This window comes from Ruegeria sp. AM1, assembly GCF_056540745.1.
Map to the genome: position 1 here is coordinate 596,226 of NZ_JBQFXH010000001.1, position 23,953 is coordinate 620,178.

General features: G+C 59.0%; 24 protein-coding genes. 12 read left to right on the forward strand and 12 right to left on the reverse strand.

Annotation, left to right across the window (positions count from 1 at the left end):
• The first annotated feature begins 96 nt into the window (after positions 1-96).
• Positions 97-1,518, forward strand: a complete 1,422-nt coding sequence (locus ACR0I7_RS02955; protein WP_480508267.1) for an amidase — start codon at positions 97-99, stop codon at positions 1,516-1,518.
• A complete protein-coding gene (locus tag ACR0I7_RS02960) occupies positions 1,515-2,327 on the forward strand; it encodes a DUF2189 domain-containing protein (protein ID WP_480508269.1) in 813 nt (270 codons plus the stop codon). The genes ACR0I7_RS02955 and ACR0I7_RS02960 overlap by 4 nt, the downstream gene beginning before the upstream one ends.
• Before the next feature lie 95 nt (positions 2,328-2,422).
• Here ACR0I7_RS02960 and ACR0I7_RS02965 read toward each other — a convergent pair whose 3' ends face one another.
• The 6 genes from ACR0I7_RS02965 to ACR0I7_RS02990 form a co-directional block, all read right to left on the reverse strand.
• Positions 2,423-2,644 (reverse strand): hypothetical protein, encoded by a 222-nt coding sequence (locus ACR0I7_RS02965; RefSeq protein ID WP_480508271.1) that lies wholly within the window; start codon positions 2,642-2,644, stop codon positions 2,423-2,425.
• The gene (locus ACR0I7_RS02970; protein ID WP_480508273.1) at positions 2,641-3,798 is read right to left on the reverse strand and encodes an aromatic ring-hydroxylating oxygenase subunit alpha; all 1,158 of its coding nucleotides are present in this window, start codon (positions 3,796-3,798) and stop codon (positions 2,641-2,643) included. Before ACR0I7_RS02970 ends, ACR0I7_RS02965 begins: the two co-directional genes overlap by 4 nt.
• A gap of 152 nt (positions 3,799-3,950) precedes the next feature.
• Positions 3,951-4,664: a helix-turn-helix domain-containing protein gene (locus ACR0I7_RS02975; protein ID WP_480508275.1), complete on the reverse strand. Its 714-nt coding sequence runs from the start codon at positions 4,662-4,664 to the stop codon at positions 3,951-3,953.
• Positions 4,665-4,961: 297 nt separating this feature from the next.
• Positions 4,962-5,522 carry an acetolactate synthase small subunit gene (ilvN, locus tag ACR0I7_RS02980; RefSeq protein ID WP_480508277.1) on the reverse strand — a complete coding sequence of 187 codons (561 nt, stop codon included), beginning with the start codon at positions 5,520-5,522 and terminating at the stop codon, positions 4,962-4,964.
• Positions 5,523-5,528: 6 nt separating this feature from the next.
• Positions 5,529-5,930 carry a hypothetical protein gene (locus ACR0I7_RS02985; RefSeq protein ID WP_480508279.1) on the reverse strand — a complete coding sequence of 134 codons (402 nt, stop codon included), beginning with the start codon at positions 5,928-5,930 and terminating at the stop codon, positions 5,529-5,531.
• Complete coding sequence (locus tag ACR0I7_RS02990) at positions 5,930-7,681, reverse strand: acetolactate synthase 3 large subunit (RefSeq protein ID WP_480508281.1); 1,752 nt, start codon at positions 7,679-7,681, stop codon at positions 5,930-5,932. Before ACR0I7_RS02990 ends, ACR0I7_RS02985 begins: the two co-directional genes overlap by 1 nt.
• Before the next feature lie 411 nt (positions 7,682-8,092).
• Between ACR0I7_RS02990 and ACR0I7_RS02995 the strand changes: the two genes are divergently transcribed.
• Complete coding sequence (locus tag ACR0I7_RS02995; protein ID WP_480508283.1) at positions 8,093-8,938, forward strand: HalD/BesD family halogenase; 846 nt, start codon at positions 8,093-8,095, stop codon at positions 8,936-8,938.
• Positions 8,939-8,985: 47 nt separating this feature from the next.
• A complete protein-coding gene (locus ACR0I7_RS03000; RefSeq protein WP_480508285.1) occupies positions 8,986-9,357 on the forward strand; it encodes a bleomycin resistance protein in 372 nt (123 codons plus the stop codon).
• Between the two features lie 12 nt (positions 9,358-9,369).
• Here ACR0I7_RS03000 and ACR0I7_RS03005 read toward each other — a convergent pair whose 3' ends face one another.
• Positions 9,370-10,017 (reverse strand): response regulator transcription factor, encoded by a 648-nt coding sequence (locus tag ACR0I7_RS03005; protein WP_480508287.1) that lies wholly within the window; start codon positions 10,015-10,017, stop codon positions 9,370-9,372.
• Positions 10,014-11,447 (reverse strand): cache domain-containing protein, encoded by a 1,434-nt coding sequence (locus ACR0I7_RS03010; protein WP_480508289.1) that lies wholly within the window; start codon positions 11,445-11,447, stop codon positions 10,014-10,016. Before ACR0I7_RS03010 ends, ACR0I7_RS03005 begins: the two co-directional genes overlap by 4 nt.
• 247 nt (positions 11,448-11,694) lie before the next feature.
• On the opposite strand from ACR0I7_RS03010, the gene ACR0I7_RS03015 reads away from it, so the two are divergent.
• The 3 genes from ACR0I7_RS03015 to ACR0I7_RS03025 all read left to right on the forward strand — a co-directional run bounded on the left by ACR0I7_RS03015 (position 11,695) and on the right by ACR0I7_RS03025 (position 16,194).
• Positions 11,695-12,777, forward strand: a complete 1,083-nt coding sequence (locus ACR0I7_RS03015) for a TRAP transporter substrate-binding protein (RefSeq protein ID WP_480508291.1) — start codon at positions 11,695-11,697, stop codon at positions 12,775-12,777.
• Between the two features lie 118 nt (positions 12,778-12,895).
• Positions 12,896-13,822, forward strand: a complete 927-nt coding sequence (locus tag ACR0I7_RS03020; RefSeq protein ID WP_480508293.1) for a TRAP transporter small permease subunit — start codon at positions 12,896-12,898, stop codon at positions 13,820-13,822.
• Between the two features lie 17 nt (positions 13,823-13,839).
• Positions 13,840-16,194, forward strand: a complete 2,355-nt coding sequence (locus tag ACR0I7_RS03025) for a TRAP transporter large permease subunit (protein WP_480508295.1) — start codon at positions 13,840-13,842, stop codon at positions 16,192-16,194.
• 90 nt (positions 16,195-16,284) lie between these two features.
• Here ACR0I7_RS03025 and ACR0I7_RS03030 read toward each other — a convergent pair whose 3' ends face one another.
• The 4 genes from ACR0I7_RS03030 to ACR0I7_RS03045 form a co-directional block, all read right to left on the reverse strand.
• Entirely contained in the window at positions 16,285-16,674 is a 390-nt protein-coding gene (locus ACR0I7_RS03030; RefSeq protein ID WP_480509695.1) for a VOC family protein, read from the reverse strand.
• A gap of 5 nt (positions 16,675-16,679) precedes the next feature.
• Complete coding sequence (locus tag ACR0I7_RS03035; protein WP_480508297.1) at positions 16,680-17,504, reverse strand: arginyltransferase; 825 nt, start codon at positions 17,502-17,504, stop codon at positions 16,680-16,682.
• A gap of 86 nt (positions 17,505-17,590) precedes the next feature.
• Positions 17,591-18,022, reverse strand: coding sequence for an RDD family protein (locus ACR0I7_RS03040; protein WP_480508299.1), 432 nt, complete (start codon positions 18,020-18,022; stop codon positions 17,591-17,593).
• Between the two features lie 63 nt (positions 18,023-18,085).
• The gene (locus ACR0I7_RS03045) at positions 18,086-18,508 is read right to left on the reverse strand and encodes a DUF2852 domain-containing protein (protein ID WP_480508301.1); all 423 of its coding nucleotides are present in this window, start codon (positions 18,506-18,508) and stop codon (positions 18,086-18,088) included.
• A 76-nt stretch (positions 18,509-18,584) separates the two neighbouring features.
• Between ACR0I7_RS03045 and ACR0I7_RS03050 the strand changes: the two genes are divergently transcribed.
• Genes ACR0I7_RS03050 through ACR0I7_RS03070 form a run of 5 tightly spaced genes read left to right on the forward strand, consistent with a single transcriptional unit; the run spans position 18,585 to position 23,941 of the window.
• A complete protein-coding gene (locus ACR0I7_RS03050; RefSeq protein ID WP_480508303.1) occupies positions 18,585-19,052 on the forward strand; it encodes a DUF4440 domain-containing protein in 468 nt (155 codons plus the stop codon).
• A gap of 49 nt (positions 19,053-19,101) precedes the next feature.
• A complete protein-coding gene (locus ACR0I7_RS03055) occupies positions 19,102-21,894 on the forward strand; it encodes a [protein-PII] uridylyltransferase family protein (protein ID WP_480508305.1) in 2,793 nt (930 codons plus the stop codon).
• Complete coding sequence (locus ACR0I7_RS03060; RefSeq protein ID WP_480508306.1) at positions 21,881-22,153, forward strand: hypothetical protein; 273 nt, start codon at positions 21,881-21,883, stop codon at positions 22,151-22,153. Before ACR0I7_RS03055 ends, ACR0I7_RS03060 begins: the two co-directional genes overlap by 14 nt.
• A gap of 40 nt (positions 22,154-22,193) precedes the next feature.
• Positions 22,194-23,402: an RSP_2647 family RNA methyltransferase gene (locus ACR0I7_RS03065; RefSeq protein ID WP_480508308.1), complete on the forward strand. Its 1,209-nt coding sequence runs from the start codon at positions 22,194-22,196 to the stop codon at positions 23,400-23,402.
• Positions 23,399-23,941 carry an RSP_2648 family PIN domain-containing protein gene (locus tag ACR0I7_RS03070; RefSeq protein WP_480508310.1) on the forward strand — a complete coding sequence of 181 codons (543 nt, stop codon included), beginning with the start codon at positions 23,399-23,401 and terminating at the stop codon, positions 23,939-23,941. Before ACR0I7_RS03065 ends, ACR0I7_RS03070 begins: the two co-directional genes overlap by 4 nt.
• The last annotated feature ends 12 nt before the right edge of the window (positions 23,942-23,953 follow it).

The window sequence follows — 23,953 nt, forward strand, 5'->3', positions numbered from 1 at the left end:
CAGGCCACGGCGCGAAAACATACATCAAAACAGCGGGTTTAAATGCACCAGCAGCGTGGCTAGGCTGATGTGGACCAAGCCATGGGATGCCAATTGATGGACCTGATCAGAGGATCTGCCACCGCGCTGTTAGAGAACTTGTCAAACAGGCGTTTATCTGCGTCGACGCTGATGCGCAGCACGTTGGACCGGATCGCGGAGGTGAACGGTCAGGTCAACGCGATTGTCGCGTTACGTGACCCGGATACTTTGCTGGCCGAGGCTGCGGCCATGGATGGCGGGCCTGTTCGGGGGCTGTTGCACGGGCTGCCGATGGCCATCAAGGATCTGACCAATGTTGCGGGCATCCCCTCGACCCAAGGATCGGTGTTGTTCAGGGATCATGTCCCGCGATCCGATGATCTTATGGCGGCCCGCCTGCGCGCTGCGGGCGCGATTTTGATCGGTAAGACCAACACGCCCGAGTTCGGTCTGGGCTCGCATACGTTCAACCCGGTCTATGGCGCGACCCGCAACCCTTACGATCCGTCCCGATCCTGTGGCGGGTCTTCGGGCGGAGCAGCAGTTGCGTTGGCCACCGGAATGCTCGCCCTCGCGGATGGGTCGGACATGATGGGCAGCCTGCGCAATCCGGCGGCCTGGAACAACGTTTATGGCTTTCGCCCGAGTTTGGGCCGCGTTCCGTCCGAACCGGCCGGAGACAGCTTTCTGCATCAGATCTCGACCCTGGGCCCGATGGCGCGCAGCCCCGAAGATATCGGCGTTCTGTTGGACGTGATGTCCGGCCCCGATCCGCGCGATCCTCTTGTGATACAGACGCAGGCAGTCTCACCGGTTCCGGTGGCTGACGTTACAGGTTTGCGGATCGGTTGGCTGGGAGAGTGGGGTGGCGCCTTTCCGATGGAAGACGGGATACTCGACCTTTGTCAGGCGGCAATGGGCTCATTCACCGGTCTGGACGCGCAGGTTGATCTGATTGCTGCGCCCTTCGACGCGGCCCAGATCTGGCATAGCTGGACGGTGCTGCGTTCCTGGAGCATTGCCGCCAGTCTGGAATCGATCAACCGGGACGCGCTGAAGGACAGCGCCCGGTGGGAAATTGAACGCGGCCTGTCGCTCAGCGCGATGGATGTACATCGCGCAAGCGTCATACGCTCGGATTGGTTCCGTTGCGCTGCCGGACTGTTTCAGGACTATGACCTGTTGGCCTTGCCCGCCGCGCAGGTGTGGCCCTTTGCGGTTGAGAAATCGTATCCGACCGAAATATCAGGGCATCAGATGGAGACCTATCACCGCTGGATGCAGGTCATGACGCCGGTCAGTCTGATTGGCTTGCCCTGTTTGTCGATACCCGCCGGGTTTGGTCGGACGGGACTGCCCATGGGGGTTCAGCTGTTTGCCGCGCGCGGGGCCGATGCGCGCGTCCTGTCCGCGGGCGCGGCGTATCACAAGGCCACGGGATGGCCGCAAAGGCAACCGGCGATGCAGACCGGACCAAACGCGAGGAGAGACCGATGATGGACAGACCTTTTGGTGTCCCCACATTGCAACCGGTGACGCAGGCAATGCTGCGCGAGGCACTGCGCCGCGCCTGGCTGGATTTCCGACGCGCGCCTTTGTTTGGCCTGCTCTTTGCCGGTTTCTACGTCGTCGCCGGATGGCTTATGGCATGGGTTACGGTCCAGACCGGAACATCCTATTGGCTGGTTCTGGCTGCCATCGGCTTCCCGTTGATCGGCCCGTTCGCCGCCGTCGGCCTTTACGAAGTGTCGCATCGGCTGGAACAGGGTGAGCCGCTGAGCTTTGGCGCAATCTTCGGGGTCGTGATCCAGCAGAGCCGCCGCCAGCTGCCGTCGATCTGCGCGATTATCATCGTCATGTTCCTGTTCTGGTTTTTTCTGGGTCATATGATCTTTGCCCTGTTCATGGGACTGACGACAATGACCAATATTTCGTCGTCCCTCGAAGTGTTTATGACGCCCAATGGCGTTACAATGCTCGCGGTCGGCACCGTGGTTGGGGCGGTGTTTGCCATCCTGCTCTATATGATCACCGTTCTGTCGATCCCGATGCTGCTGGATCGCGAACTAGACTTCGTGACCGCGATGATCGCCAGCTATGCCTATGTCAGCACCAACAAACGGATTATGCTGGGCTGGGGGATATTCATTGCGGTGTTGACCTTTGTGGCCATGGTCCCGTGGTTTCTGGGATTGCTGGTTGTGTTGCCCCTGCTGGGACACGCCAGCTGGCATCTGTACCGCCAGATTACGAACGACACTGACAAGACACCGGGCCCAGACCTCGCGCAAACCGAGACGACATAGCGCCCCCGCGCCGCGCGGGCTCTGCCCGTGCGGCGACCGGCCCAACCAGAGGCGGCGCACCGAAGGTGCGCCAATGATGGGCGGGAGCCCCGGTTTCAAATATTGGGCACCTCGCGCCCCATCGCAACAAGCCGCTGGCGCAACCTGTGGGCGCTTGGCAATCCGGCCTCAAGCGCATGCACATAGGCGTGGGTCAGGAAAAATGCTGTGGCAATCTCGTCCTGCGCCATCGCGGCCGCTTTTTCATAAAGGGCTGAAATCTCTCGCGCATCACCCGCAGCATGTGCCTGCAACAGCTGCACGTTCAGGTCGCTCATTCAGCGGCCAATGCAGTTCGATGGGCTTCAAGCTTTCCCGCGACCCAAGCGTGAAACAGATGCGTCGGCCCATCCATTGCCGGAGAGAAGTGGCCACCATCAAAACCCGGAGCAGCTCGGCCGCGTTGCATGCCCTCGACGACAAAAACATCTTCCTCGAACACCAGCCGCCATTGCCGGGTGTTGCGGTCACGCAGTTCGGCGTTTGTGTCCGACGTCGCATAGAAAATGTGGATATGTTCCGAGGTTTTGTCCTGCGCTTCGGGCCGCAGAATGATGGCATAGGCGTGATCCCGGTGAACGCCCAGTAATACGTTCGGGAACAATGCGATGTATTCGGCGGCGGTGTCCCATTTGGGGCTCAGCCCGTCGAAATCGGCAAAGACCTCACCATTGTCGCCCTTCAGCTGACGATAGACCTCGGTGCCCTGACCGGAAAACAGGCCCGGCTCTTCGATGTTATAGTGATCTTCCAGCCGCGAGTAACTGTTGAGGCCCGGATGCACCCAGGGCAGGTGGTAGCTCTCGCAATAGTTCTCGACAGCCAGTTTCCAATTGCAGTTTACATCCAGACGAAACGTGCTGTCGGCGCCACCGTGATGCCAGGGCTTTTCGAACTCGGCCCAACGTTTGATCAGCGCTGCATTGGCCTCTTCAAACGCAGGCGCCGTGCCCGAGACGTTGATCCACACCACCTCGTGCCAGATATGGCTGCGCACCTCGATCAGCCCCAGCTCGGACCGTTTCACATCCGCATGGGCATTTTGACCGGGACCACCGACATGAGGTGTGGCGACCAGCTTACCTTCGGTCGAATAACACCAGCTGTGATAGGGGCAGCGGATCGCACCTTCGATCTTGCGGGGTTCTTCGACAAGGATCATGCCACGGTGACGGCAGATGTTCTGGAACACACGCACAACGCCCGAGCGGTCGCGTAGCAAAAGTAGGGGTATGCCCATGAACTCGAGCGGTACGGCATCGCCCGGTTCCGGGACATCAGCGGTTGCAGCCAGGCCCGACCAGCTCTCAAACAGCAGCGCCTGACTTTCTTCGGCATGCAGGGCGGGATCGGTGTAATGGGCGTTGGGCAGGCCGAGGGCCTGTTCGATAGGCTTGCGGATCGCCGATAAATCAGTGGGTGTGCTGGCCATTTGCTTCTCCTCGCTGTCCCTTCAGCCTAGGCACGGGCAACGGGGTGGCGCTTATATTTCTGCGACCCAGGTTTTTCTCACAACGACATGTTTGGGGTATTTCTGTGCAGGTCACCTCCGGCTGAGACGTCATATGCCCTGTGGCACTCGGGTCATGTCGCGCGGCGGGCAACCCTTAATGCGGCGGCGATGTCATGCCCCAAATGCCTGAGGTCCAGCGCCCGGCCCGCCGTTTGAGCGGCGGTCACTCCGGACAGGGGAAGGGTGACACCCGACCAGCGATGCGGCTTGTTTTGGGACAGCGAGGTCAGGGCCAGGATTCGGTAATCGGCTGCACCACGGCTTGCCACCAGGACGTATAGTGCTCCGTCTGCGCACGCCGCAAAACCCCGGGCTTCGCGCTCTGACGGAGTGTCGACTGCATTTCGAGGCGCATATGCCCGCAATTGCGTATAACTCTGTGTCCGGCTGACATGATACAAGCGATGTGATCGTTCTGAGGTATCCGCTGGGTCTGTTTCGATCGCGTGATAAAATCCATCTGGAAGCTGATCCGTGCTCGGCCAATTGGGACCGGAGCCCAAAAACTGCGTCATCAGCTCATCTGTGCCACGTGCAGTTGGGGACGGGATCTGATCCAATGGGGCCAGGAGAATACGAGCATCGACGTCAAAGAACTTGCAGATCTTGTCCAGCACATCTGGTCGAGGAAAGCTCTCTCCTGACAGATAGCGATTGAATTGCGTCCGGTTGATCCCCAATTGCCGACACAGATCTGAGACTGACGCGTATCTGCGCGCAAGGCGCTTGAGATTTGCGCCAAATATTTCGCGCAACTCCATTGGGGTGCGAAGATCGTCGGTCATGTTCGTTCCAAGTTTCAGCGCCCGTACGAAAATACGACTACACCGGCCACAAGGTGCGATATCAGTCGACAATAATCGTAAAGGTCACCGCCGCGCGCGCCTGCGGCGCCACGTTGCTCGGCGAAAAGCTAACGTCCTGCAAGATAAAAGCAATAGGCTTAATGGCTTTTTTGCATGATCTTTTGTGGCGAAGGCAAATCCGGCACTATGGAACCAATATGCCGGTGGCCGGACACGCCTTTTGTCGTGTCATTCCGGCCCACCGATATCATACGCCGGGCCAGATAGATGGATATATCAGTCGCCGCGCAGCAGGGCCGCGACGCCGGTGCGGGCAATTTCGATCAGGCCCAAAGGGCGCATCAGATCGGCAAAGGCGTCGATTTTATCAGGCGCGCCGGTGATCTCGAAAATGAAGGAATTCAGCGTACTGTCGACCACATTGGCGCGGAAGATATCGGCAAGCCGCAGCGCTTCGACCCGCTTGTCGCCTTCGCCAACAACTTTGATAATCGCTAGTTCCCGTTCGACTGACGGCCCCTCGACGGTAAGGTCGTGAACATCATGAACCGGAACAATCCGACCCAACTGGGCTTTGATCTGTTCGATCACCTGCGGGGTGCCGGTGGTCACGATAGTGATGCGGCTGAGATGGCCAGTATGATCAACCTCAGCCACTGTCAGGCTTTCGATGTTATAACCGCGGCCCGAAAAAAGACCTATTACGCGGGCCAATACGCCGGGCTCGTTTTCAACCAGCACGGCAATCGTGTGCCGTTCTTGCACATCCGAGAATGTGGGGCGTAGATTATAGGCCGAATGGCGGCTGGAGCCTTTTTTGATATGTAGGGCAGACATGCCAGATTAATCCTCTTCGTATTGAAGGTCCGAAATACCTTCTGCGTTCTCAAGTATCGTCCAGATCGCCGCTCGCAGGGCCTCAACCTTGGGGGTGGCGTGGTACTTTTTGAACATTTTTCTCACATATTCAGTCTTAGGAGCGAACTGCACCATGTGACCGTCGCCGTAGTTCGAACACCCAAAGACCAAAGCGAAGGGCTCATCATGCTTTACTTCGTGGTACCAGCCCCAATCCTCAGCGCATGAAAAGGTAACTTCGTGCCCTCTTTCTGCAAGCTCTTGGCAAAGGAACTCGCTGAGTTCTTTGCCAAATAGACCGGGGTTGATAAAGTCTGCTGCCTGTTCATCCAACTCGCCCGGTGTTGGGCGAAAGCTGTTGGAGTTAAAGCAGATGAGCTTTTCCATTAGACCAACACCGAGCCTTTGCTGTCGATCACGCCCTGTGTTTCAGCCTCGCCCAGCAACATCTCGTTATGCGCCTTGCCTGACGGGATCATGGGGAAGCAGTTCTCGTGCTTTTCCACCAGACAGTCAAAGATCACCGGGCCGTCATAGTTGATCATTTCCATGATCGCGTCATCCAGATCGGCGGGATCGGAACACAGGATACCTTTGGCACCAAACGCCTCGGCAAGCTTGACGAAATCGGGCAGGGCTTCGGACCACGAGTGTGAATACCGCTCGCCATGCAGCAGTTCCTGCCATTGGCGGACCATGCCGAGGCGTTCGTTGTTCAGGATGAACTGTTTAACCGGCAGGCGGTACTGGGCGGCTGTGCCCATCTCCTGCATGTTCATAAGCCAGGATGCCTCGCCCGCGACGTTGATCACCAGGGCGTCCGGATGCGCCATCTGCACGCCGATAGATGCAGGGAAGCCATAGCCCATCGTACCCAGACCACCCGATGTCATCCAGCGGTTGGGGTCTTCGAAGCCCAGATATTGAGCTGCCCACATCTGGTGCTGCCCAACCTCGGTCGTGATATAACGATCATGGTCCTTTGTCAGCTCTTCAAGTCGCTGCAGCGCATGCTGCGGCTTGATGGTCTTTTCGCTGCTGGTGTAGGCGAGGCAGTTGATCTTGCGCCATTCTGCAATCTGACCCTGCCACTGCTTGACATTGGCTGCATCGGTCTTGCGACCGCGCGCTTTCCAGACCTTCAGGATGTCTTCCAGAACATGGGCGATATCGCCGACAATCGGGATATCCACCCGGATCACCTTGTTGATCGATGACGGGTCGATATCGATATGCGCTTTTTTCGAGTTGGGCGAGAACGCATCGATACGGCCGGTGATCCGGTCGTCAAACCGGGCGCCGACATTGATCATCAGGTCACAGTCATGCATCGCCATGTTGGCCTCATAAAGACCATGCATGCCCAGCATTCCCAGCCAGTTTTCACCCGAAGCCGGATAGGCCCCCAGACCCATCAGGGTCGAGGTGATCGGAAAGCCGGTGGCGTCCACCAGCTCGCGCAGCAGCTGGCTGGCCGCGGGGCCAGAGTTGATGACGCCGCCGCCGGTGTAAAACACGGGCTTCTTGGCGGTTTCCATCGCGGCCACCAGTTCGGTGATCTCTTCCAGATCACCTTTCAGCACCGGCTGATAATGAGAAGTTGAGGGTTTGGGCCCCGAATATTCGCCGCTGGCAAACTGAACATCCTTCGGGATGTCGATCAGAACCGGACCCGGGCGACCCGATGTGGCGACATGGAAGGCCTCATGCAGGGTGCCGGACAGCGAGTCCGTGTCTTTCACCAGCCAGTTATGCTTGGTGCAGGGGCGGGTGATACCAACGGTGTCCGCCTCTTGAAAGGCGTCCGAACCGATCATGAAGGTAGGAACCTGACCGGTTAGAACAACGATCGGGATCGAATCCATCAGCGCATCGGTCAGCCCAGTCACTGCGTTGGTGGCTCCGGGGCCCGAGGTCACAAGGGCGACACCGGGTTTGCCGGTCGCGCGAGCGTAGCCTTCGGCAGCGTGCACCGCACCCTGTTCGTGACGCACCAGAATGTGGCGAATGTCGTTTTGCAGAAAAATCTCATCATAGATCGGTAGGACGGCGCCGCCGGGGTATCCGAATACCGTGTCCACGCCCTGATCCTTGAGGGCCTGAACCACCATCTTTGCGCCGGTCATCTCACGTGTCATCTGCTTTGCTCCGTTCGCGACATGTGTCTTGCGTTTAGCATAAAAAAAGCCCCCGAGAGTTTTCGGAGGCGCATGGGTTCGATTATGGTTTACCGTTACCGGCCCATGCGCTTGGTTCCCACGATTACGACTAGCGTTCTCATTGCCAGAGGCTCCTTTTAGCTTGAAGGCGACATTATGAGTCGTCGGCAGGGGCGTCAACAGGCAATTGCACCAATTTTCTAACTCAGGGTTTGGTTTTTTTGACATTTTATTGCGCAGATCGCCGCATGCCCGGAATTTCCGCCAATTTAAGCGTCTGGTTGGGCTGCTTAAGGTCTGAATGCGTCGGGGAATGTCCCAAACGGGCATGATTGCGGCCTTTGACCGCGTCACGCTGCGCGCAGGGGCATGCATGAGGGGAGGCGCGGTATGCTGCAGGACCTGATAAACCTAGGGCGATATCCGATAGATTGCCCGGATTCGTCAGCCTATGCACGGATGATCGAAGATGTGCGGCGAGAATTGGAGCAGGATGGATGTGCCGTCCTGCCCGGTTTCGCCCACGATCAGGGCGTTGAACAACTTGCGCGCGAGGCAGAATGTGTCGCGGCCCACGCCCACCGGTCTTTTGGCCGGACTAACCCGTATTTCACCCGAGATGACCCAAGTTTAGGCTATGGTCACCCTGTTCGGCGGTTCTATGAACGGTCCAATGCCTTTGTGCCAGCCGACAACTTTTCGCCCTCGGGTCCGTTAAGGCGGATCTATGAATTCTCGGGATTTCTACCGTTCGTGCGAGCGGCATTGGGCGAGCCCGAGGATAAGTTCTCTTACTATGACGATCCGCTGGCCGATGTGATTGTCAATGTGGTTGAACGGGGGCAGGGCTTTCCCTGGCATTTCGATACCAACACCTACACGGTCACTCTGGCAATCCAAAACGCAGATGAGGGCGGTGAGTTCGAATATGTTGCCAATCTGCGCAGTGCCGAAGATGAAAACTTTGCCGCGGTTGCAGCGGTGTTGGATGGCAATCTGGCGCGGGTCAGGCGTCTGGTGTTGCAACCGGGGGATTTGCAGATCTTTCGGGGACGATATTCCTTGCACCGGGTTACACCGGTCCAGGGGGATCGCAGCCGATATGTTGGGATATTCTCGTTTGTCGAGACCAAGGGCATGTGTGGCAGTGTCGAGCGAACCCAGCAGCTGTACGGCCGTGTGCTGCCGCACCACCGCGCCCGTGCGGGGCGGCGTCAGGACAAGCTGTTGGATTGATCGGGTGCGTTCTGTACCATGCTCTTGTAATCCGTTGGAGTTTCAGGATGTCCCAGATCGTACAGCTTACGCCCTTTGTCTTATGTTCATCTCTGCAGAAACAGATTGATTTCTATTGCGCCCGCCTAAGATTTACCTGCACGTTCCAGCAGGACAACTATGCGTTTCTCAGGCTGGGGCCGGTTGCGATCCGGCTTCTGGAATGCCCGCCGCGCCCGGATGGGCGGCCTTTAGGGGAAGAGCAGTCCTACTACATCGACGTCGAAGATATTGATGACCTGTATGAGAACCTGCGTCCGGGCTTGTCTGATTTGCCCGAAGGGCGGGTGCGCGCTCCGTTTGATCAGCCATATCGGCAGCGCGAATTCCACGTTAAAGACGAAGACGGAACGCTGATCTTCTTTGGTGAGGGTATCTAAGCGCGATAGCGGTCAGAGGCTGACGCCGGTGCCCTGCAACACCCCGTGTTCCATTGCATAACGGGTCAGGCCCGCTGTTGAGGATATGCCAAGCTTGCGCTTGATATTCTTACGATGGGTTTCGACCGTCCGCACGGAAATATCCAATGTCAGGGCAACCTCTTTGTTGGATTTGCCCTGCGCCAGCTCCAACAGGATGGTCTGTTCTCGCTCGGTCAGCGCTTCACGTGCGCTGTCTCCTTTGGGCTCCAGTGACCCGCTGGCACCGGTACAGAGATAACGCTCGTCCTTCATGACCGCGTCGATGGCCTGTTTGATCTCTTCGGTGGGCACATCCTTGAGGATATAGCCCTTTGCCCCGTGGCTGAGCGCGGTCGAGATATATTCGGGGCTGTCATGCATGGTCAGGATCAGAATGCGGGTGTCCGGCACGCGTTCCAGGATGATCTCAGTCGCGCTGAGGCCGCTGAGGCCCGGCATGTTCAGGTCCATCAGCACCACGTCCGGTTTCAGCTCGACCACCTGTTCAACCGCGTCCTTGCCGTTGCTGACGGTGCCCACCACGGCAATGTCGTCATAGCTTTCAAGGATGGACTGTATACCTTCGGCAACCATCGGGTGGTCATCGACAATCAGAACTCGGACCGTTTCGGGTGTCATGAATGGGCCTTCCGTTGGTCTGATGTGCCCTTTTGTGGCGACAGCAGATGGCTGAGCGGCAGGCTTACCTCGATGATCGTGCCGCTGCGTGCGCCGCTTGATGACAGAATGCGCAGCGATCCGTCAAGTTGTTCGATGCGTTCCTGCATATTGCGCAACCCGATCCCGGCATTGGTTCGGCCCGGTTCCGTGCGCAATCCCTTGCCGTTGTCGGTAATCCGCATGGTTGCGCCTTTCTTATGCCCGCGCAGGTCGATTGTAACATGGCTGGCGCCCGAATGGCGTTCGATATTCGTCAACGCCTCTTGCGCGATCCTGTAAAGGGCAATCTTGCTGTCCTGATCCAGACGATTGCGGAACACCACCGTGGTGAATTCGGTTTCAACCCCGGTGCGTTCGCGAAAATCATCGGTCAGCGCCTTAAGCGCAGGGCCAAGGCCCAGATCGTCCAGCACGCCGGGGCGCAGGTCGCGGCTGATCCGGCGCACCTCGGTGATGGCGGTGCCCAGATGCTCGATCCCTTTGTCCAGCGGGTCGCGGGCGCCGTCGTCATCGCCTCGGGACAGGCGGCGGCGGGTGTTGTCCAGCGCGTATCTGACGCCGACAAGGATCTGGCTGATCCCGTCATGCAACTCGCGGGCAACGCGGCCGCGTTCTTCTTCCTGTGCGTCAAACACGCGCTGCGTCAGTTCCTTGAGCTTGGCATCGGCTAAACGCCGCTCGCGGATATTCAGCAGCATGCCCGAGGCGAAGACGATCAAAACGCCAGCCAGCACGATGCCACCGATATACAGAAACGTGCGCTGCACGCGGGCTTCGACCTCGGCGCGGGCGTTTGCGACCGTGGCAACGATATCGTCAATGAAAACCCCGGTTCCCACCACCCATTGCCAATCCTGCAACCCCACCACATAGGCAATCATCTGTGCCTCTTCCCCGGTCGAGGGCTTCTGCCACATGAAACTGTGCCAACCGGCCCCCCGGCGGGCGAGGTTGATGAATTCGTCGACAATCGGGGTGCCGTCGCTGTCGGTTAGACCCTCCCAGTTGCGGTTGATAAACTCGGTTTGGCGGGGGCTGACGAGATTATTGCCGTCATAGTCGTAGACAAAGAAGAACCCATCCTTGCCATATATCATCGCCGACAGAATCTGGGTCACAAGCTCTTGCGAGGCTTCGTCATCGGGCGACGCGCGCCCGTAGATATAGGCAAACCCGTTTCGGGCCTGGGTGACATAGTTGCGAAGCTCGTCTTTCTTGGCCTCGATCAGGCGTCGTTCCAGCGCCTGAATCTCACGCTCGGCGGTCGCGCGCGCCTCATGTGCCACCAAAAAAGCAATCGCGGCGACGGCCACAACAAGGGGAACCGCTGCGACCAGCGCCAGCTTTTGTGCATAAGTCAGCGAGATCAGATGTCTGAGTCTGCTCATGGTCGAATCGATACGCAAGCTGGCGCGCAAATGCAAAAAGAATGGGCGAATGGAGGGTTTGCTGCTCGAAAAACATGGACGTGGGCTTCTGAACCAGCCCAAATTTTCACTCAAACGCCCAAAAAAGCCCGACCTCTACGCAGTAGTAGGTATTCACATTCTTAACGCTGACTTTAGGCTGCCCCCACCGAAAACGACTAAGCCCGGATTCGACCGGGTTCTAAATATGTAGGGGAGGATCACGCATATGGATCGTCGTAAGTTTCTGAAAACTTCTGCACTGGGCGGCTCGGCTGCAGCCGCAGCCACGCTGGCGGCACCGGCTTATGCGCAGGGCAACCGCACGCTGACCATGGTTACCTCATGGGGCCGCGGTCTTGCAGGGGTTTTCGATAGCGCGCAGCGTTGCGCCGACAGCATCAATGCTATGTCGGACGGCAGCCTGAACGTTGAGATCAAAGCCGCCGGTGAGCTGGTGGGTGCGTTCGAAGTATTTGACGCTGTGTCGTCCGGTCAGGCCGATATGTATCACGCGGCGGACTACTACTTTGTGGGTCAGCACCCGGGCTATGCGTTCTTCACCGCTGTTCCGTTCGGCATGACCGCGCAGGAACTGGTGAACTGGTACTACCACGATGGCGGTATGCAGCTGCATGACGAGCTGGGCGAAATCTTTGGCCTGAAATCGTTCCTGGCTGGGAACACCGGCGCACAAGCGGGTGGCTGGTTCTCGAAAGAGATCAATGGCCCCGAAGACTTCCAGGGTCTGAAATTCCGTATGCCGGGTCTGGGTGGCCAGGCGCTGGGCAAACTGGGCGCATCGGTTCAGAACATTCCGGGCTCTGAAGTGTATCAGGCGCTGTCTTCCGGCGCTATTGACGGAACCGAGTGGATCGGTCCGTGGGCCGACGAAAAGGCTGGTTTCCAGGAAATCACCAAGACCTACTACACTGCGGGCTTCCACGAGCCGGGTGCGGGTCTGTCGTTGGCGACCAATCGTGACGTGTTCGACGAACTGACACCGGCGCAGCAGAAGATCATCGAGATCGCAGCAGCCGAAGCACACCAGTGGAACCTGGCGCAATTCCTGGCCAATAACGGTGCAGCACTGCAGCGTCTGCAGTCGGGCGGTGTGAAAGTTCTGGAATTCCCTGACAGCGTCTGGGACGCGTTCGGTCAGGCCAGCCAAGACGTTCTGAACGAAAACATGGGCGACGAGCTGTTCAAGAAAATCCACGACAGCGCAATGTCGTCGATGGCGGCCTCGTCGGCGTGGAACAACCTGTCGTCGGGTGCTTACACCACGCAACGCGACCGCGTTCGCGGCTAACACTCTGAAATGAAATGATTTGGTTTCCCCGCTTTGGCGGGGAGGCCACTATTGTTGTATATGTGCGCAGCGAACAAAAAAATAGCGCACGGTGCAACTGACGCGACCTGGGGACAATATGCAGGACGATAACGGTATCTCCTTCTTCGGCGCCCTGTGGAACGGGCTGGTCTGGTTCGTTCAGAACATCGCCGAAGCTTTCTATAATTTCGGATATGCGATCACGCATCCGCAGCTCTGGCTCGACTGGTCGGACAAAGAAGCCATCATGCGCTTTGTCTACTACGGTGGATCGACCGAGTTCTTCTTTGTGGTGTTCACGCTGTTCCTGATCCTGACGGCCGTTGGCCTTTATTATCGGAACGTCATGTGGGGCATGGTGCGGGGGCTCGAGGCCTTTGCCAACACAACCGGGCGTTTCTTTGCCTGGGCGGGGCTGCTGATGGTGATACAGCAGATCATCATTGTCTTCATGCAGCGGGTTTTTACGCGGGCTGATATGGCCTTTGGTTTTGGTATTCCGCTGACAAAAGACATCAGCTGGTACGCCGAAGAGCTGAAGTTGTATAACGCCATGGTGGTCTGCCTGTGCTGCACCTACACCTTTGTGCAGGGCGGTCACGTGCGTGTGGACCTGATCTATGCCGGGATCAGTCACCGGGCCAAACGTGTGGTCGATATGTGCGGCGCGATGCTGTTCATGATGCCGATGGCGGTGCTGACATGGATGTATGGCTGGTACTTTATGTGGAGGCATCTGATCGTGCCAAAACCCTCGGCCAGTGATGCGCTGGACCGCTTGGTCGCGAAATCTCGCGCGCTGCGCTGGAATGTCGAAACCATCGGGTTCAGCCCCAACGGGTTCAATGGCTATTTCCTGTTCAAGATTCTTCTGGTGGCCTTTGCGGCCATGGTGTTCCTGCACGCGATTGCGTTCCTGTGGCGCTCGTATCTGGAATATGTGGAAGGGCCTGAAAGCACTGGAAAATACCTCGACAAGGACAGCCTTGGCGAGGGCGAAGAAGCCTATGAAGGCGCGCATTAGGGACGGAGACCCAGACTATGCTATTCGGACTTGATGGCGTCGAGATAGGCCTCATTATCGTATTCTTTTGCCTTTTCGGAGGCATTCTGTCCGGGTTCCCGGTGGCCTTTGCCATCGGTGGGGCCGGGATCATCTCATTCGGAATTATCGCCGCGCTAGACAGCGCAGGATTGCTGATACATCAGGCGATTGACACCGGGTCACAGGCCTACAGGGATCTTGTGAATTCGGGGGTCAAACCCGACAGCGTGTCGGTCTTCCGATACCCGGATTTACCCAGGATTGCAGAACCGGTCTTTGTACAGGGCTGGGAAACCGCGTTGGACCGCAATGTATCCTTTATCGTCAACCGTATGAACGAACGGGTTCTGGCTGGTCAGTCCATTGAAACCCTGCTGGCGGTTTTGATGTTTGTCCTGATGGGCATCACATTGGAGCGTTCGAAAATCGCCAACGACCTGCTGACCACAATGGCTCGGGTGTTTGGCCCGCTGCCGGGCGGTCTGGCTGTATCGATTGTGGTTGTGGGCGCGTTCCTTGCCGCCTCGACCGGGATTGTCGGTGCAACGGTTGTCACCATGGGTCTGTTGGCCTTGCCGACGATGCTGCGCAACAATTATTCGCCGGAACTGGCCACAGGTGTCATCGCGGCGTCGGGGACGTTGGGCCAGATCATTCCGCCGTCTATCGTGATCGTTCTGTTGGGCACTTTGGCGGGGGATCTGTATTCGACCGCACAGGAAACCCGCGCGGTCGAAGCCGGTTGCACCGATGCGCTGACATATCTGGGTGAACCCGCAGTGGTCTCGGTCGGCACCTTGTTCCAAGCCGCCCTGCTGCCGGGTATTCTGCTGGCTCTGCTTTATGCTCTCTATGCGTTTGGCTATGCGTTGATGAACCCGCATAAGGCACCTGCCGTGGCACTGTCAGGCGGGAGTGGTGAGCCGATCACCCGCTCTGAAGGTCTGACATGGTTGTTGGGCGCACCGGTTGTTCTGATCGTGGGCACTGTGCTGCTGGGCAATCTGGGCGTGATCGGCAGCCAGAACATCTCGGTCTCGGCCTTCTCGGAAATCGGGCAGGGCGCGTCGCTGCGCACCAATGTGTCAGAGGAATGCAAGGTCTCGATGATCGAGCTGCATGGCCAATCCGCCTGGGATCAGGCGGTGACCGAGCAGGAGGCTATTGATGCCGCCGGAGGTGCCGCCGAGGCGCAACGGTTGAGCCCAGAGGAACTGGTCGCCGCAAAGGAAGCCAAGATCGCAGCTGCCGCGCCAATTGGCACCGGCATTGCGGTGATGGTTGTTCTGCTGGGACTGACACTGGTGATGGGACGCGGAATTGCTCCGTCGAGATCGACACAGCCGCTGATCGTGGGGGCAATCGGTCTGCTGCTGATGCTGCTGGTCGATATTTTGTTCATCGCCCCGACGACCTCATCTGGGTTGACCTTTGTCCTTATGGCCGCGCCGTTTGCGTTGGCGATCTATGGGTGCAGGCACGCGGCGGCGCGATGTGCGACTAATGATCTGATCCGGGTCGTGTTCCCGCCGCTGGTTCTGATCATTGCAGTGCTTGGTTCGATCCTGGGTGGTGTGACCAACCCGACGCCCGCAGCGGCGCTGGGTGCGGGCGGCGCGATCATGCTGGCGGCCTATCGCAAGCTTCAGGATCAGGGCCGCTCGGGCAAGGTGATCATCTGGGCAACTTTTGCGGTGATCATCGCGCTGCTGATGGGCGTGAACTTTGATCTGCGCATCAATCAGGGCTCGGTTCCTTTCGAAACTTGGGTTGCGTTCTTTGTCGCGTATGGAGCGTATCTGTTTGCGCTGTTCGGGCTGCTCTATGGCTGCTGGGTTCTGTTCTCAAGCGGTGTTCTGACGCCCGTAGTGCGCGAGACGGCCAAAGTGACCTCGATGGTGTTCACGATCCTGATCGGGTCGCAGCTGTTGAACCTTGTGGTGATCTCCTTCGGGGGCGAGCACTATATCCAGCAGTTCCTGCGCAGTTTCGACAACGAGTTCACGGTCTTCCTGATTGTGATGCTGGTGCTGTTCATACTGGGCTTTGTGTTGGACTTCCTTGAGATCATCTACATCGTGATCCCAATCGTGGGGCCGGTGATCTATGGCGGGTCGTTTGATCCGAAATGGGTGACGATCATGGTGGCGGTGAACCTGCAGACCTCTTTCCTGACGCCGCCCTTCGGGTTTGCGTTGTTCTATTTGCGCGGGGTTGCGCCCAAAGAGGTGACCACCGGTCATATCTATCGCGGGATTGTGCCCTTCGTGCTGATCCAGGTGGTCGGGATTGCGATCTTGTGGTTCTTCCCGGCGATCGTGACGATTGTTCCGGATCTGATCCCGAACTGATCTGACGCGTGTTGTTATGCGGAAAAGGAGGCCTTAGGGCCCCCTTTGCTTTGGTCTGGTTGGGGAAGGGGCCAGCTCCTTCTCGGCCGATCAGGTGAACTGGATCAGGTCCCAGCGGTTGCCAAAAGGATCCTGCCAGACCGCGACGATGCCATAGGGTTCATGGCGCGGGGCTTCTTCGAAATGCACGCCTTTGCTATGCATGGCCTTGTAATCGCGTTGAAAATCATCTGTTTGAAGGAAGAAACCAACCCGTCCCCCGGTCTGGATGCCGATGGCGCCCTCTTGCGATGCACCAACTGCTTTGGCCAGCACCAGTGAGGCTCCGGCGGAGTTTGGAGGGCAGACGCGTACCCAGCGTTTACCATCGCCGAGATCGATATTCTGCAGCAGTTCAAACGACAGTGTTTCGGTGAAAAACGCGATGGCGCTGTCGTAATCCGGCACAACCAACGTGACCGCGTGAAGAGTTTGTGCAATTGTTTTCAGCCCTTCGTGGGGTGGCGGTCAGGCAGCTGGATATTGGCGACCTGTTCGGCAATCGGCGCCGAAGACAGTGGGTGATGCGCCGTTCCGGCGAATTTGTCGGGGTCGGGCACGCTCTGCCATGCGCCGTTCACATAGGCTTCGAGCCCGGAGAACTTGGCCTTATACCCCATTTTGGGGCTGCCAGGCACCCAATAGCCAAGGTAGATATAGGGCAGACCCGCCTCGCGCGCGATGTCGATATGATCCAAAATCATGTAGGTGCCCAGCGAGTTCTGCGGTTGCTGGGGATCATAGAAGGAATACACCATGCTGAGCCCGTCATCGAGAACGTCGGTCAGGCTGACGGCAATCAGGTCGCCGGTTTCAGGGGCGACATATTCCACCACACGACTGCGGATTGGCGTTTCTTCGATCATCGCCGCGAATTCGAACACGTCCATATCGGCCATGCCGCCATCGGCGTGCCGGGCGTCGAGGTAGTGGCGAAACAGCTCGTACTGATCATCGGTGGCCCAGGGCGATGTCGCGCGCCGTTCGAGATGTGCGTTGCGCCGGGCCGCGCGTTTCTGGCTTTTAGTCGGGCGAAACTCGGCCACATTGATCCGGGCCGATAGGCAGGCCGAACAATCCGAACAGGACGGGCGATAAAGGACGTTCTGCGAACGGCGAAACCCTTGCTGGGACAGAGAATTGTTCAACTGATCGGCCCCGTCGCCCTGCAGGGCTGTAAACAGCTTCCGCTCGAGCCTGCCCTCAAGATAAGGGCAGGGCTGTGGGGCGGTCACATAAAACTGTGGCGCGATGGGCAGCGTGTGTCGCATGGAGGTCCTGTGTTGTCTTGGACCGGATGATAGCAACCGTTCTCGGACCCGCCAAGTGTTTCAATATGTATGCAGAAAGCTATTTATCAGGCACGCTGGTTGATCATCACCGTGCCCAACAACGCATCCGTCAGACCCTGGCAGCGGGCGCTGGTCATCATCATGATGACCGAGATGATCTGCAGGACTGGAAACGCCATGCTGACAAAGTATCCCGCCGTATGAGCCACCGCTTTGCCAGTGTCCATCCGCGCGCCAAAGGCGTCGCGCAGTTCGATCCCCATAAAGCGCATGCCCAGTGTGGCCGAGCCGTTTGCGATCGTGACAACGCGGTAGATAAAGCTGAGCACCATGTAGATCAGGGCGATGATAAAGAAGCCGAAACCCAGGGTCAGAACGATCGCAACGGTACACAGAAGCGATATAAAGGCCACGTCGAACAGCCAGGCAAAAAACCGTTTGATCGCCACGGATCGATAGAACTCGGGTTGGCGGTCAGGGTCAGGCAAATGGGTCATTTGAAAATCCGATGATGATAGCAAAAGCCCCGACCCGTCAGCACGGAGCAGGGCAGTCCGACGTCAGGCAGGTTTGCCCGATTCGTCCTCATTGTGATTGTCACGGGCGCGTTCGTCCATGAACTGATCGAATTCGGCCTTGTCTTTGGCTTCGCGCAGGCGATGCAGGAAGGATTCGAACTCTTTCTGTTCGCGCTCAAGCCGCGCCAGCGTGTCAGACTTATAGGCGTCAAATGCGCTGTTGCCCGACGGCTTCATGGCGCTCATGTGGTTCTGCCACGAGCTGCGGCGGCTGCAGGATTTGCTGAACATGCGTTTGCTCCAGATCATATAGGCGAGAAAGGCCAGACCGATGGGCCAGAAAAAGATGAAACCCAGAACCATAGCGGCGATCCAGGCACCTTTGCCCTTGCTGTCAAGCCAGGCCTCGGCGCGGTAGAGCCATCCGGGGTTCTCGGGGACGGCGGGGTCAGACAATGCTGTCATTGGGGTCTCCAGGTTGATGTAAATTCCTTTCACATTGTCTAGATGGGGAGCTTTTGGGCGGTTGCAAGAGGTCAATGTGAAAAAGATTTACATATTGGGGTCCGTGTCTTTGCCGCTGGTTGACGCCAGAGGCTGTTCGGCGCATTTTCGCGATATGGAAACCGAAGAAAACACCGCCGCCCCAACGCTTGAACATATCCTGACGCTTGAGAAAAGGGTCTGGTCGGCTCTGGTCGGCGGTGATGCTGATGCGGATCGCGCCTTGCTCAGCTCCGATTTTCTGGGCGTGTACCCAACGGGCTTTGCCAATCGCGATGACCATGTGGGTCAGTTCGCCGATTTCCCAACCATGGCCCGGTTCGAGCTGAGCGAAGTGACATTGCGCGTGCTGACACCCGACATTGCGTTGTTGTGTTATCGCGCGGATTATCAGCGGCCGGGCATGGACACGTGGGAGGCGATGCTGATCTCATCCCTATGGGAACGTCGCCTTGGCGCGTGGATCAACAGTTTCAGTCAGGACACGCCGCTGGACGTTAAGTGACGGGTTTGTCTCATTGACGCCACCAGACAGCGATGCGCAACCTGCCCATATGAAAGACGTTCTTGCCATTGCCCGCGTTCCGCGCGCATTCGATGTCGCGTTGGGTGAAGATACCCGCGCGCTGGTTGCCGACCTGACTGCCCAACAGGCCGAGCTGATCACGGGTGCGGCAGGCTCCAGCCCATATCTGAAAGGGCTGATCGAGCAGGAGCGGGACTGGCTGCCGCAAGCGCTCTATCACCCCGATGAAGCGTTGACGCAGGTTATATCGGAGGTGCGCACCCTTGCGCCGGATCAACTCAAGCCGGGGTTGCGGCAGGCAAAGCGACGTGTTGCCTTGCTGACAGCACTTGCGGATCTGGCTGGAGCATGGCCGCTAGAGAAGGTGACCGCAGCGTTAACCGATTTTGGCGCGCTGGCGGCGGATGTCGCGGCCAAGGCTGAGATCGCCAATCTTATACGGCGCCGGAAACTGCCGGGGATGACCCAGGACGATGTGGGCACGGCCGCCGGTATGGTGATCCTCGCCATGGGGAAAATGGGCGCGCATGAGCTGAACTACAGCTCGGATATCGACCTGATCGTGCTGTTCGACGAAACCCGTTTTGAGCCTGACGATTTTTATGAGGCGCGGCAGGGGATGGTGCGCGCGACACGGAACTTCTGCGCGACGCTCAGCGATAAGACAGCAGATGGATATGTCTTCCGCACCGATCTGCGGTTGCGGCCTGACCCTGCGGTGACGCCGGTCTGCCTCGCGATGGAGGCGGCTGAGCGGTATTACGAAAGCCTTGGACGCACGTGGGAGCGCGCCGCCTATATCAAGGCTCGGCCCTGTGCGGGGGATCTGGCGGCGGGGCAACGGTTTCTCGAGGCGTTGCGCCCGTTTGTCTGGCGGCGTCATCTGGACTTCGCCGCCATACAGGATGCCCACGATATGCGGCTCCGCATCCGCGAAAACAAAGGGACGGGTGGAGCCCTGTCCATTCCCGGGCATGACATGAAGCTGGGGCAGGGCGGCATTCGCGAGATCGAGTTTTTCACCCAGACCCGTCAGTTGATCGCCGGTGGGCGAGATCCCGACCTGCGGGTGCGCGGCACCTTGGATGGCCTGGCCGCGCTGTCCTCCAAGGGTTGGGTGCCGCAGGAGGTTGCCGAAAAGCTGACTGATCACTACCGCGCACACCGCGAGGTCGAGCATCGGATTCAGATGGTTCACGATGCGCAAACCCACAAGGTGCCGCAATCCGAAGACGGGATCGAACGCATCGCCTGTTTGATGGGCACAGACCGCGCTGCGCTGACGGATGATCTGGCCCGCCGCCTGACCGAAGTTCATGACCTGACCGAAGGCTTCTTTGCCCCCGGACCCGGTGCCGCGCCCGCGCAGGCCGAAGATGTCGAGTTTGACAAAGGCATTCTGGCGCGCTGGCCGACCTATCCGGCGCTGCGGTCCCAACGAGGCGCGCGGATATTCGAACGGCTGAAGCCCGAGCTGTTGTCCCGCCTAGCCAAAACCGCGCAACCGGCCGAGGCTCTGGTCGCGCTGGATGGCTTTCTGGCAGGGCTGCCCGCCGGAGTGCAGCTGTTTTCCCTGTTCGAGGCCAATCCGCATCTCATCGATCTGTTGGTTGATATTGTCGGCACCTCACATGCGCTGGCGACCCATCTGTCCCGCAACGCGCTGGTCTTTGACGCGGTCATCGGCGGCAGCTTTTTCGACGACTGGCCGGGGCAGGTGATGCTGCAACGGGAATTGACCGAGGCGTTGAGCGCCGAGGATGACTATGAAACGCAGCTGGATCTGGCGCGCCGCTGGTGCAAGGAATGGCATTTCCGTATTGGCGTGCATCATCTGCGCGGCCTGATCGACGGGGCGCAGACCGGGCAGCAATATGCCGATCTGGCGCAGGCGGTGATCGCCGCGATTTTGCCGTTTGTAACCCAGAGCTTTGCGCGCAAGCACGGGCCACCTCCGGGCCGGGGCGCGGTGGTTCTGGGGATGGGGTCGCTCGGGGCAGGGCGGATCAATTCGCAATCCGATCTGGATATGATCGTGATCTACGACCCCCAGGATCAGGACATGTCGGATGGCCCCCGACCGCTGGCTACGCGCACATACTATGCCCGGTTTACACAGGCGCTGATCACCGCGCTGGCCGCCCCGATGTCGCACGGACGTTTGTATGAGGTCGATATGCGGCTGAGGCCGTCGGGCAATCAGGGGCCGGTGGCGACCAGTTGGCAAAGCTTTACCAACTATCAACAGAACGAGGCATGGGTCTGGGAACATCTCGCGCTGACGCGCGCGCATGTTGTTGCCGGAAATGACGGTCTGATGCAGGATATCGAGGCATTTCGCGCCGAATTCCTGTCGCAGCCCCGCGACCGGACCAAGGTTCTGCGCGAAGTTGCCGAGATGCGCGCCCGTCTGGCGGCGGCCAAGTCACCCGCCGGGATATGGGACGCCAAGAACGGCCCCGGACGCTTGATGGATATTGAACTGATCGCGGAAACCGGCGCGCTGCTTTCGGGGCACCCTGACCGGGATGTGCGGTCCGGGCTGGATGGCGCGGTCGCTGCCGGTTTGCTGGATGTCGCTCAGGCGCAAACGCTGAAAGACAGCTATGATCTATTCTGGTCCGTGCAAGTTGCCGCGCGGCTGCTGTCGGGCAAGGTGATCGAGGCCGACAAGATCGGAGATGGCGGCACAGCCTTTCTGTGCCGGGCCACCGGTTTTGAAAGGGTCGAAGAGTTGCAGATTGCGCTGCAGCAGAATTATGACACAGCGGCGGCCGTGATCAGCGCCGCAGTTGGAGGGGGCGAAGATGGCGCGCAGTGATGATCCAAATGATCCCAAGGGCCTGATTCAAGAGGCTTACCGGATTGACGGCATTGCCTTGCCTGAATGCCGCAGCATCTTTCTGGACTGGGCGCTCAGCCTGCCGGACGGTTTTGACCAGAAACAGGCGCTGACCGATTTGCACGCGACCTATTCGCAACAACATGCCGACCATCCTATGACGCAGGTGCTGCAGGACGGGTTGCAATCTGCACAGACACCCAAACGCCGCGGAGGCTGGCGCGCGCGGGCACGCTAATGGGCTTTTCCGCCGGCATAATCGCGACTATGAGGGCGGCATGACTGACAGCTCCACCTCCGACCGCCCGCTCATACGTCTGAAACCCAAGGCCAACGCCCGCGGTATCCGCCACGGCTTTCCCTGGGTCTATGCTAACGATATCGTCACCGACCGCCGAACCCGCAAGATCGGCGCGGGCGCGCTGGCGGTGCTTGAGGATGATGCGCGCAGCCCGATGGCTCTGGTGGCGGTCAATCCGAATTCAAAAATCATGTGCCGCATTCTGGATCGTGATCCCGCTGCTGTGCTCGATGACCGCTGGTTCGAGGCGCGCCTAACGCGCGCACTCGATATGCGCGACCGCCTGTTCGATGCCCCATATTACAGGCTGATCCATGCCGAGGCGGATGGATTTCCCGGTGTCATCATCGACCGGTTCAATGACACCTGTGTCGTTCAGCCCAACGCCGCCTGGGCCGAGCAACATCTGGAGCAGCTGACCAACGCGCTGGTAAAGGTGACGGGTGTTCAAACTGTCCTCAAAAACGCGTCGGGCCGTACCCGTGGGCTTGAAGGGCTGAATGATGTGAGCCTGACCCTGCGCGGCGCGGCACCGGACGCGCCGCTGTCGGTGCCGATGAACGGGGCGACCTATATGGCCGACCTGACCGGCGGGCAAAAGACCGGTCTGTTCTATGACCAGCGCCCCAACCACGCCTTTGCCGCGCGCCTTGTTCAGCCCGGTGCCCGCGTGTTGGATGTGTTCAGCCATGTGGGCGGTTTCGCACTCGCCATGCTGGCCGAAGGTGCCGCGCAGGCGCTGTCGGTTGATGGCTCTGCCGCCGCCCTGAAACTGGCCGAGGACGGGGCCGCAGCCTCAGGTTTTGCCGACCGTTTCGGAACACGGCAGGGCGATGCGTTCGAGATGCTGACAAAGCTCGGCGAAGATGGCGACAGCTTTGACGTAGTCATTTGCGATCCACCCGCCTTTGCCCCGTCGAAACAGGCGCTGGATGCCGGTTTGCGCGCCTATGAGCGCGTGGCGCGGCTTGCTGCGCCTCTGGTCCGGCCTGGTGGGTATCTGGGCCTGTGCTCGTGTTCTCATGCCGCTGATCTGACCCGCTTCCGCGAGGCTTGCGGGCGCGGGATCGGGCGCGCGGGCCGGCAAGCGCAGATGATCCATACAGGGTTTGCCGGGCCCGATCATCCGCAACTGCCACAACTGGCCGAAAGCGGATACCTCAAAGCTGTGTTCTACCGGTTGTGAAGGCGCTTCTGGATACCTGCGTCATCTATCCAACCGTGATGCGAGAGATGCTGTTGGGCGCAGCCAAATTGGGCCATTTCACGCCCATCTGGTCGCCCCGCATTCTGGAAGAGTGGGCGCGTGCCGCCCGCAAGCTTGGCTCGACCGGCGAGGCGCAGGCCCGCGCCGAAATCGCCCTGACCCAGTCGCAGTGGCCCGAGGCCAGTCGCGCGGCAAATCCGGGCCTGGAACAACGCCTTTGGCTGCCGGATGCTGCGGATATCCACGTGCTTGCCACGGCAATTGCAGCTTCCGCTGACCTGATCGTTACTCTCAACGCCAAGGATTTTCCCCGCAATATCCTGTCCGAAGAAGGTCTGGAGCGTCAAAACCCCGATGCGCTGCTGCACGGTTTCTGGCAGGCCGATCCGCTGGGCATGGCCGACGTGGCGGCACGTGTTCTTGCACAGGCCAATCGCCTGTCTGGCGATCAATGGGCGCTGCGTGGATTAATGAAAAAGGCCCGCCTGCCGCGTCTTGGCAAGGCCCTGACCGCCTGATTGCTGGGGGCT

What these genes read in the sequence shown, in the direction of transcription:
- ACR0I7_RS02955 (WP_480508267.1), top strand. Translation starts at nt 97, where the DNA reads ATGGACCTGATCAGAGGATCTGCCACCGCGCTGTTAGAGAACTTGTCA.
- ACR0I7_RS02960 (WP_480508269.1), top strand. Translation starts at nt 1,515, where the DNA reads ATGATGGACAGACCTTTTGGTGTCCCCACATTGCAACCGGTGACGCAG.
- ACR0I7_RS02965 (WP_480508271.1), bottom strand. Translation starts at nt 2,644, where the DNA reads ATGAGCGACCTGAACGTGCAGCTGTTGCAGGCACATGCTGCGGGTGAT.
- ACR0I7_RS02970 (WP_480508273.1), bottom strand. Translation starts at nt 3,798, where the DNA reads ATGGCCAGCACACCCACTGATTTATCGGCGATCCGCAAGCCTATCGAA.
- ACR0I7_RS02975 (WP_480508275.1), bottom strand. Translation starts at nt 4,664, where the DNA reads ATGACCGACGATCTTCGCACCCCAATGGAGTTGCGCGAAATATTTGGC.
- ilvN (WP_480508277.1), bottom strand. Translation starts at nt 5,522, where the DNA reads ATGTCTGCCCTACATATCAAAAAAGGCTCCAGCCGCCATTCGGCCTAT.
- ACR0I7_RS02985 (WP_480508279.1), bottom strand. Translation starts at nt 5,930, where the DNA reads ATGGAAAAGCTCATCTGCTTTAACTCCAACAGCTTTCGCCCAACACCG.
- ACR0I7_RS02990 (WP_480508281.1), bottom strand. Translation starts at nt 7,681, where the DNA reads ATGACACGTGAGATGACCGGCGCAAAGATGGTGGTTCAGGCCCTCAAG.
- ACR0I7_RS02995 (WP_480508283.1), top strand. Translation starts at nt 8,093, where the DNA reads ATGCTGCAGGACCTGATAAACCTAGGGCGATATCCGATAGATTGCCCG.
- ACR0I7_RS03000 (WP_480508285.1), top strand. Translation starts at nt 8,986, where the DNA reads ATGTCCCAGATCGTACAGCTTACGCCCTTTGTCTTATGTTCATCTCTG.
- ACR0I7_RS03005 (WP_480508287.1), bottom strand. Translation starts at nt 10,017, where the DNA reads ATGACACCCGAAACGGTCCGAGTTCTGATTGTCGATGACCACCCGATG.
- ACR0I7_RS03010 (WP_480508289.1), bottom strand. Translation starts at nt 11,447, where the DNA reads ATGAGCAGACTCAGACATCTGATCTCGCTGACTTATGCACAAAAGCTG.
- ACR0I7_RS03015 (WP_480508291.1), top strand. Translation starts at nt 11,695, where the DNA reads ATGGATCGTCGTAAGTTTCTGAAAACTTCTGCACTGGGCGGCTCGGCT.
- ACR0I7_RS03020 (WP_480508293.1), top strand. Translation starts at nt 12,896, where the DNA reads ATGCAGGACGATAACGGTATCTCCTTCTTCGGCGCCCTGTGGAACGGG.
- ACR0I7_RS03025 (WP_480508295.1), top strand. Translation starts at nt 13,840, where the DNA reads ATGCTATTCGGACTTGATGGCGTCGAGATAGGCCTCATTATCGTATTC.
- ACR0I7_RS03035 (WP_480508297.1), bottom strand. Translation starts at nt 17,504, where the DNA reads ATGCGACACACGCTGCCCATCGCGCCACAGTTTTATGTGACCGCCCCA.
- ACR0I7_RS03040 (WP_480508299.1), bottom strand. Translation starts at nt 18,022, where the DNA reads ATGACCCATTTGCCTGACCCTGACCGCCAACCCGAGTTCTATCGATCC.
- ACR0I7_RS03045 (WP_480508301.1), bottom strand. Translation starts at nt 18,508, where the DNA reads ATGACAGCATTGTCTGACCCCGCCGTCCCCGAGAACCCCGGATGGCTC.
- ACR0I7_RS03055 (WP_480508305.1), top strand. Translation starts at nt 19,102, where the DNA reads ATGAAAGACGTTCTTGCCATTGCCCGCGTTCCGCGCGCATTCGATGTC.
- ACR0I7_RS03060 (WP_480508306.1), top strand. Translation starts at nt 21,881, where the DNA reads ATGGCGCGCAGTGATGATCCAAATGATCCCAAGGGCCTGATTCAAGAG.
- ACR0I7_RS03065 (WP_480508308.1), top strand. Translation starts at nt 22,194, where the DNA reads ATGACTGACAGCTCCACCTCCGACCGCCCGCTCATACGTCTGAAACCC.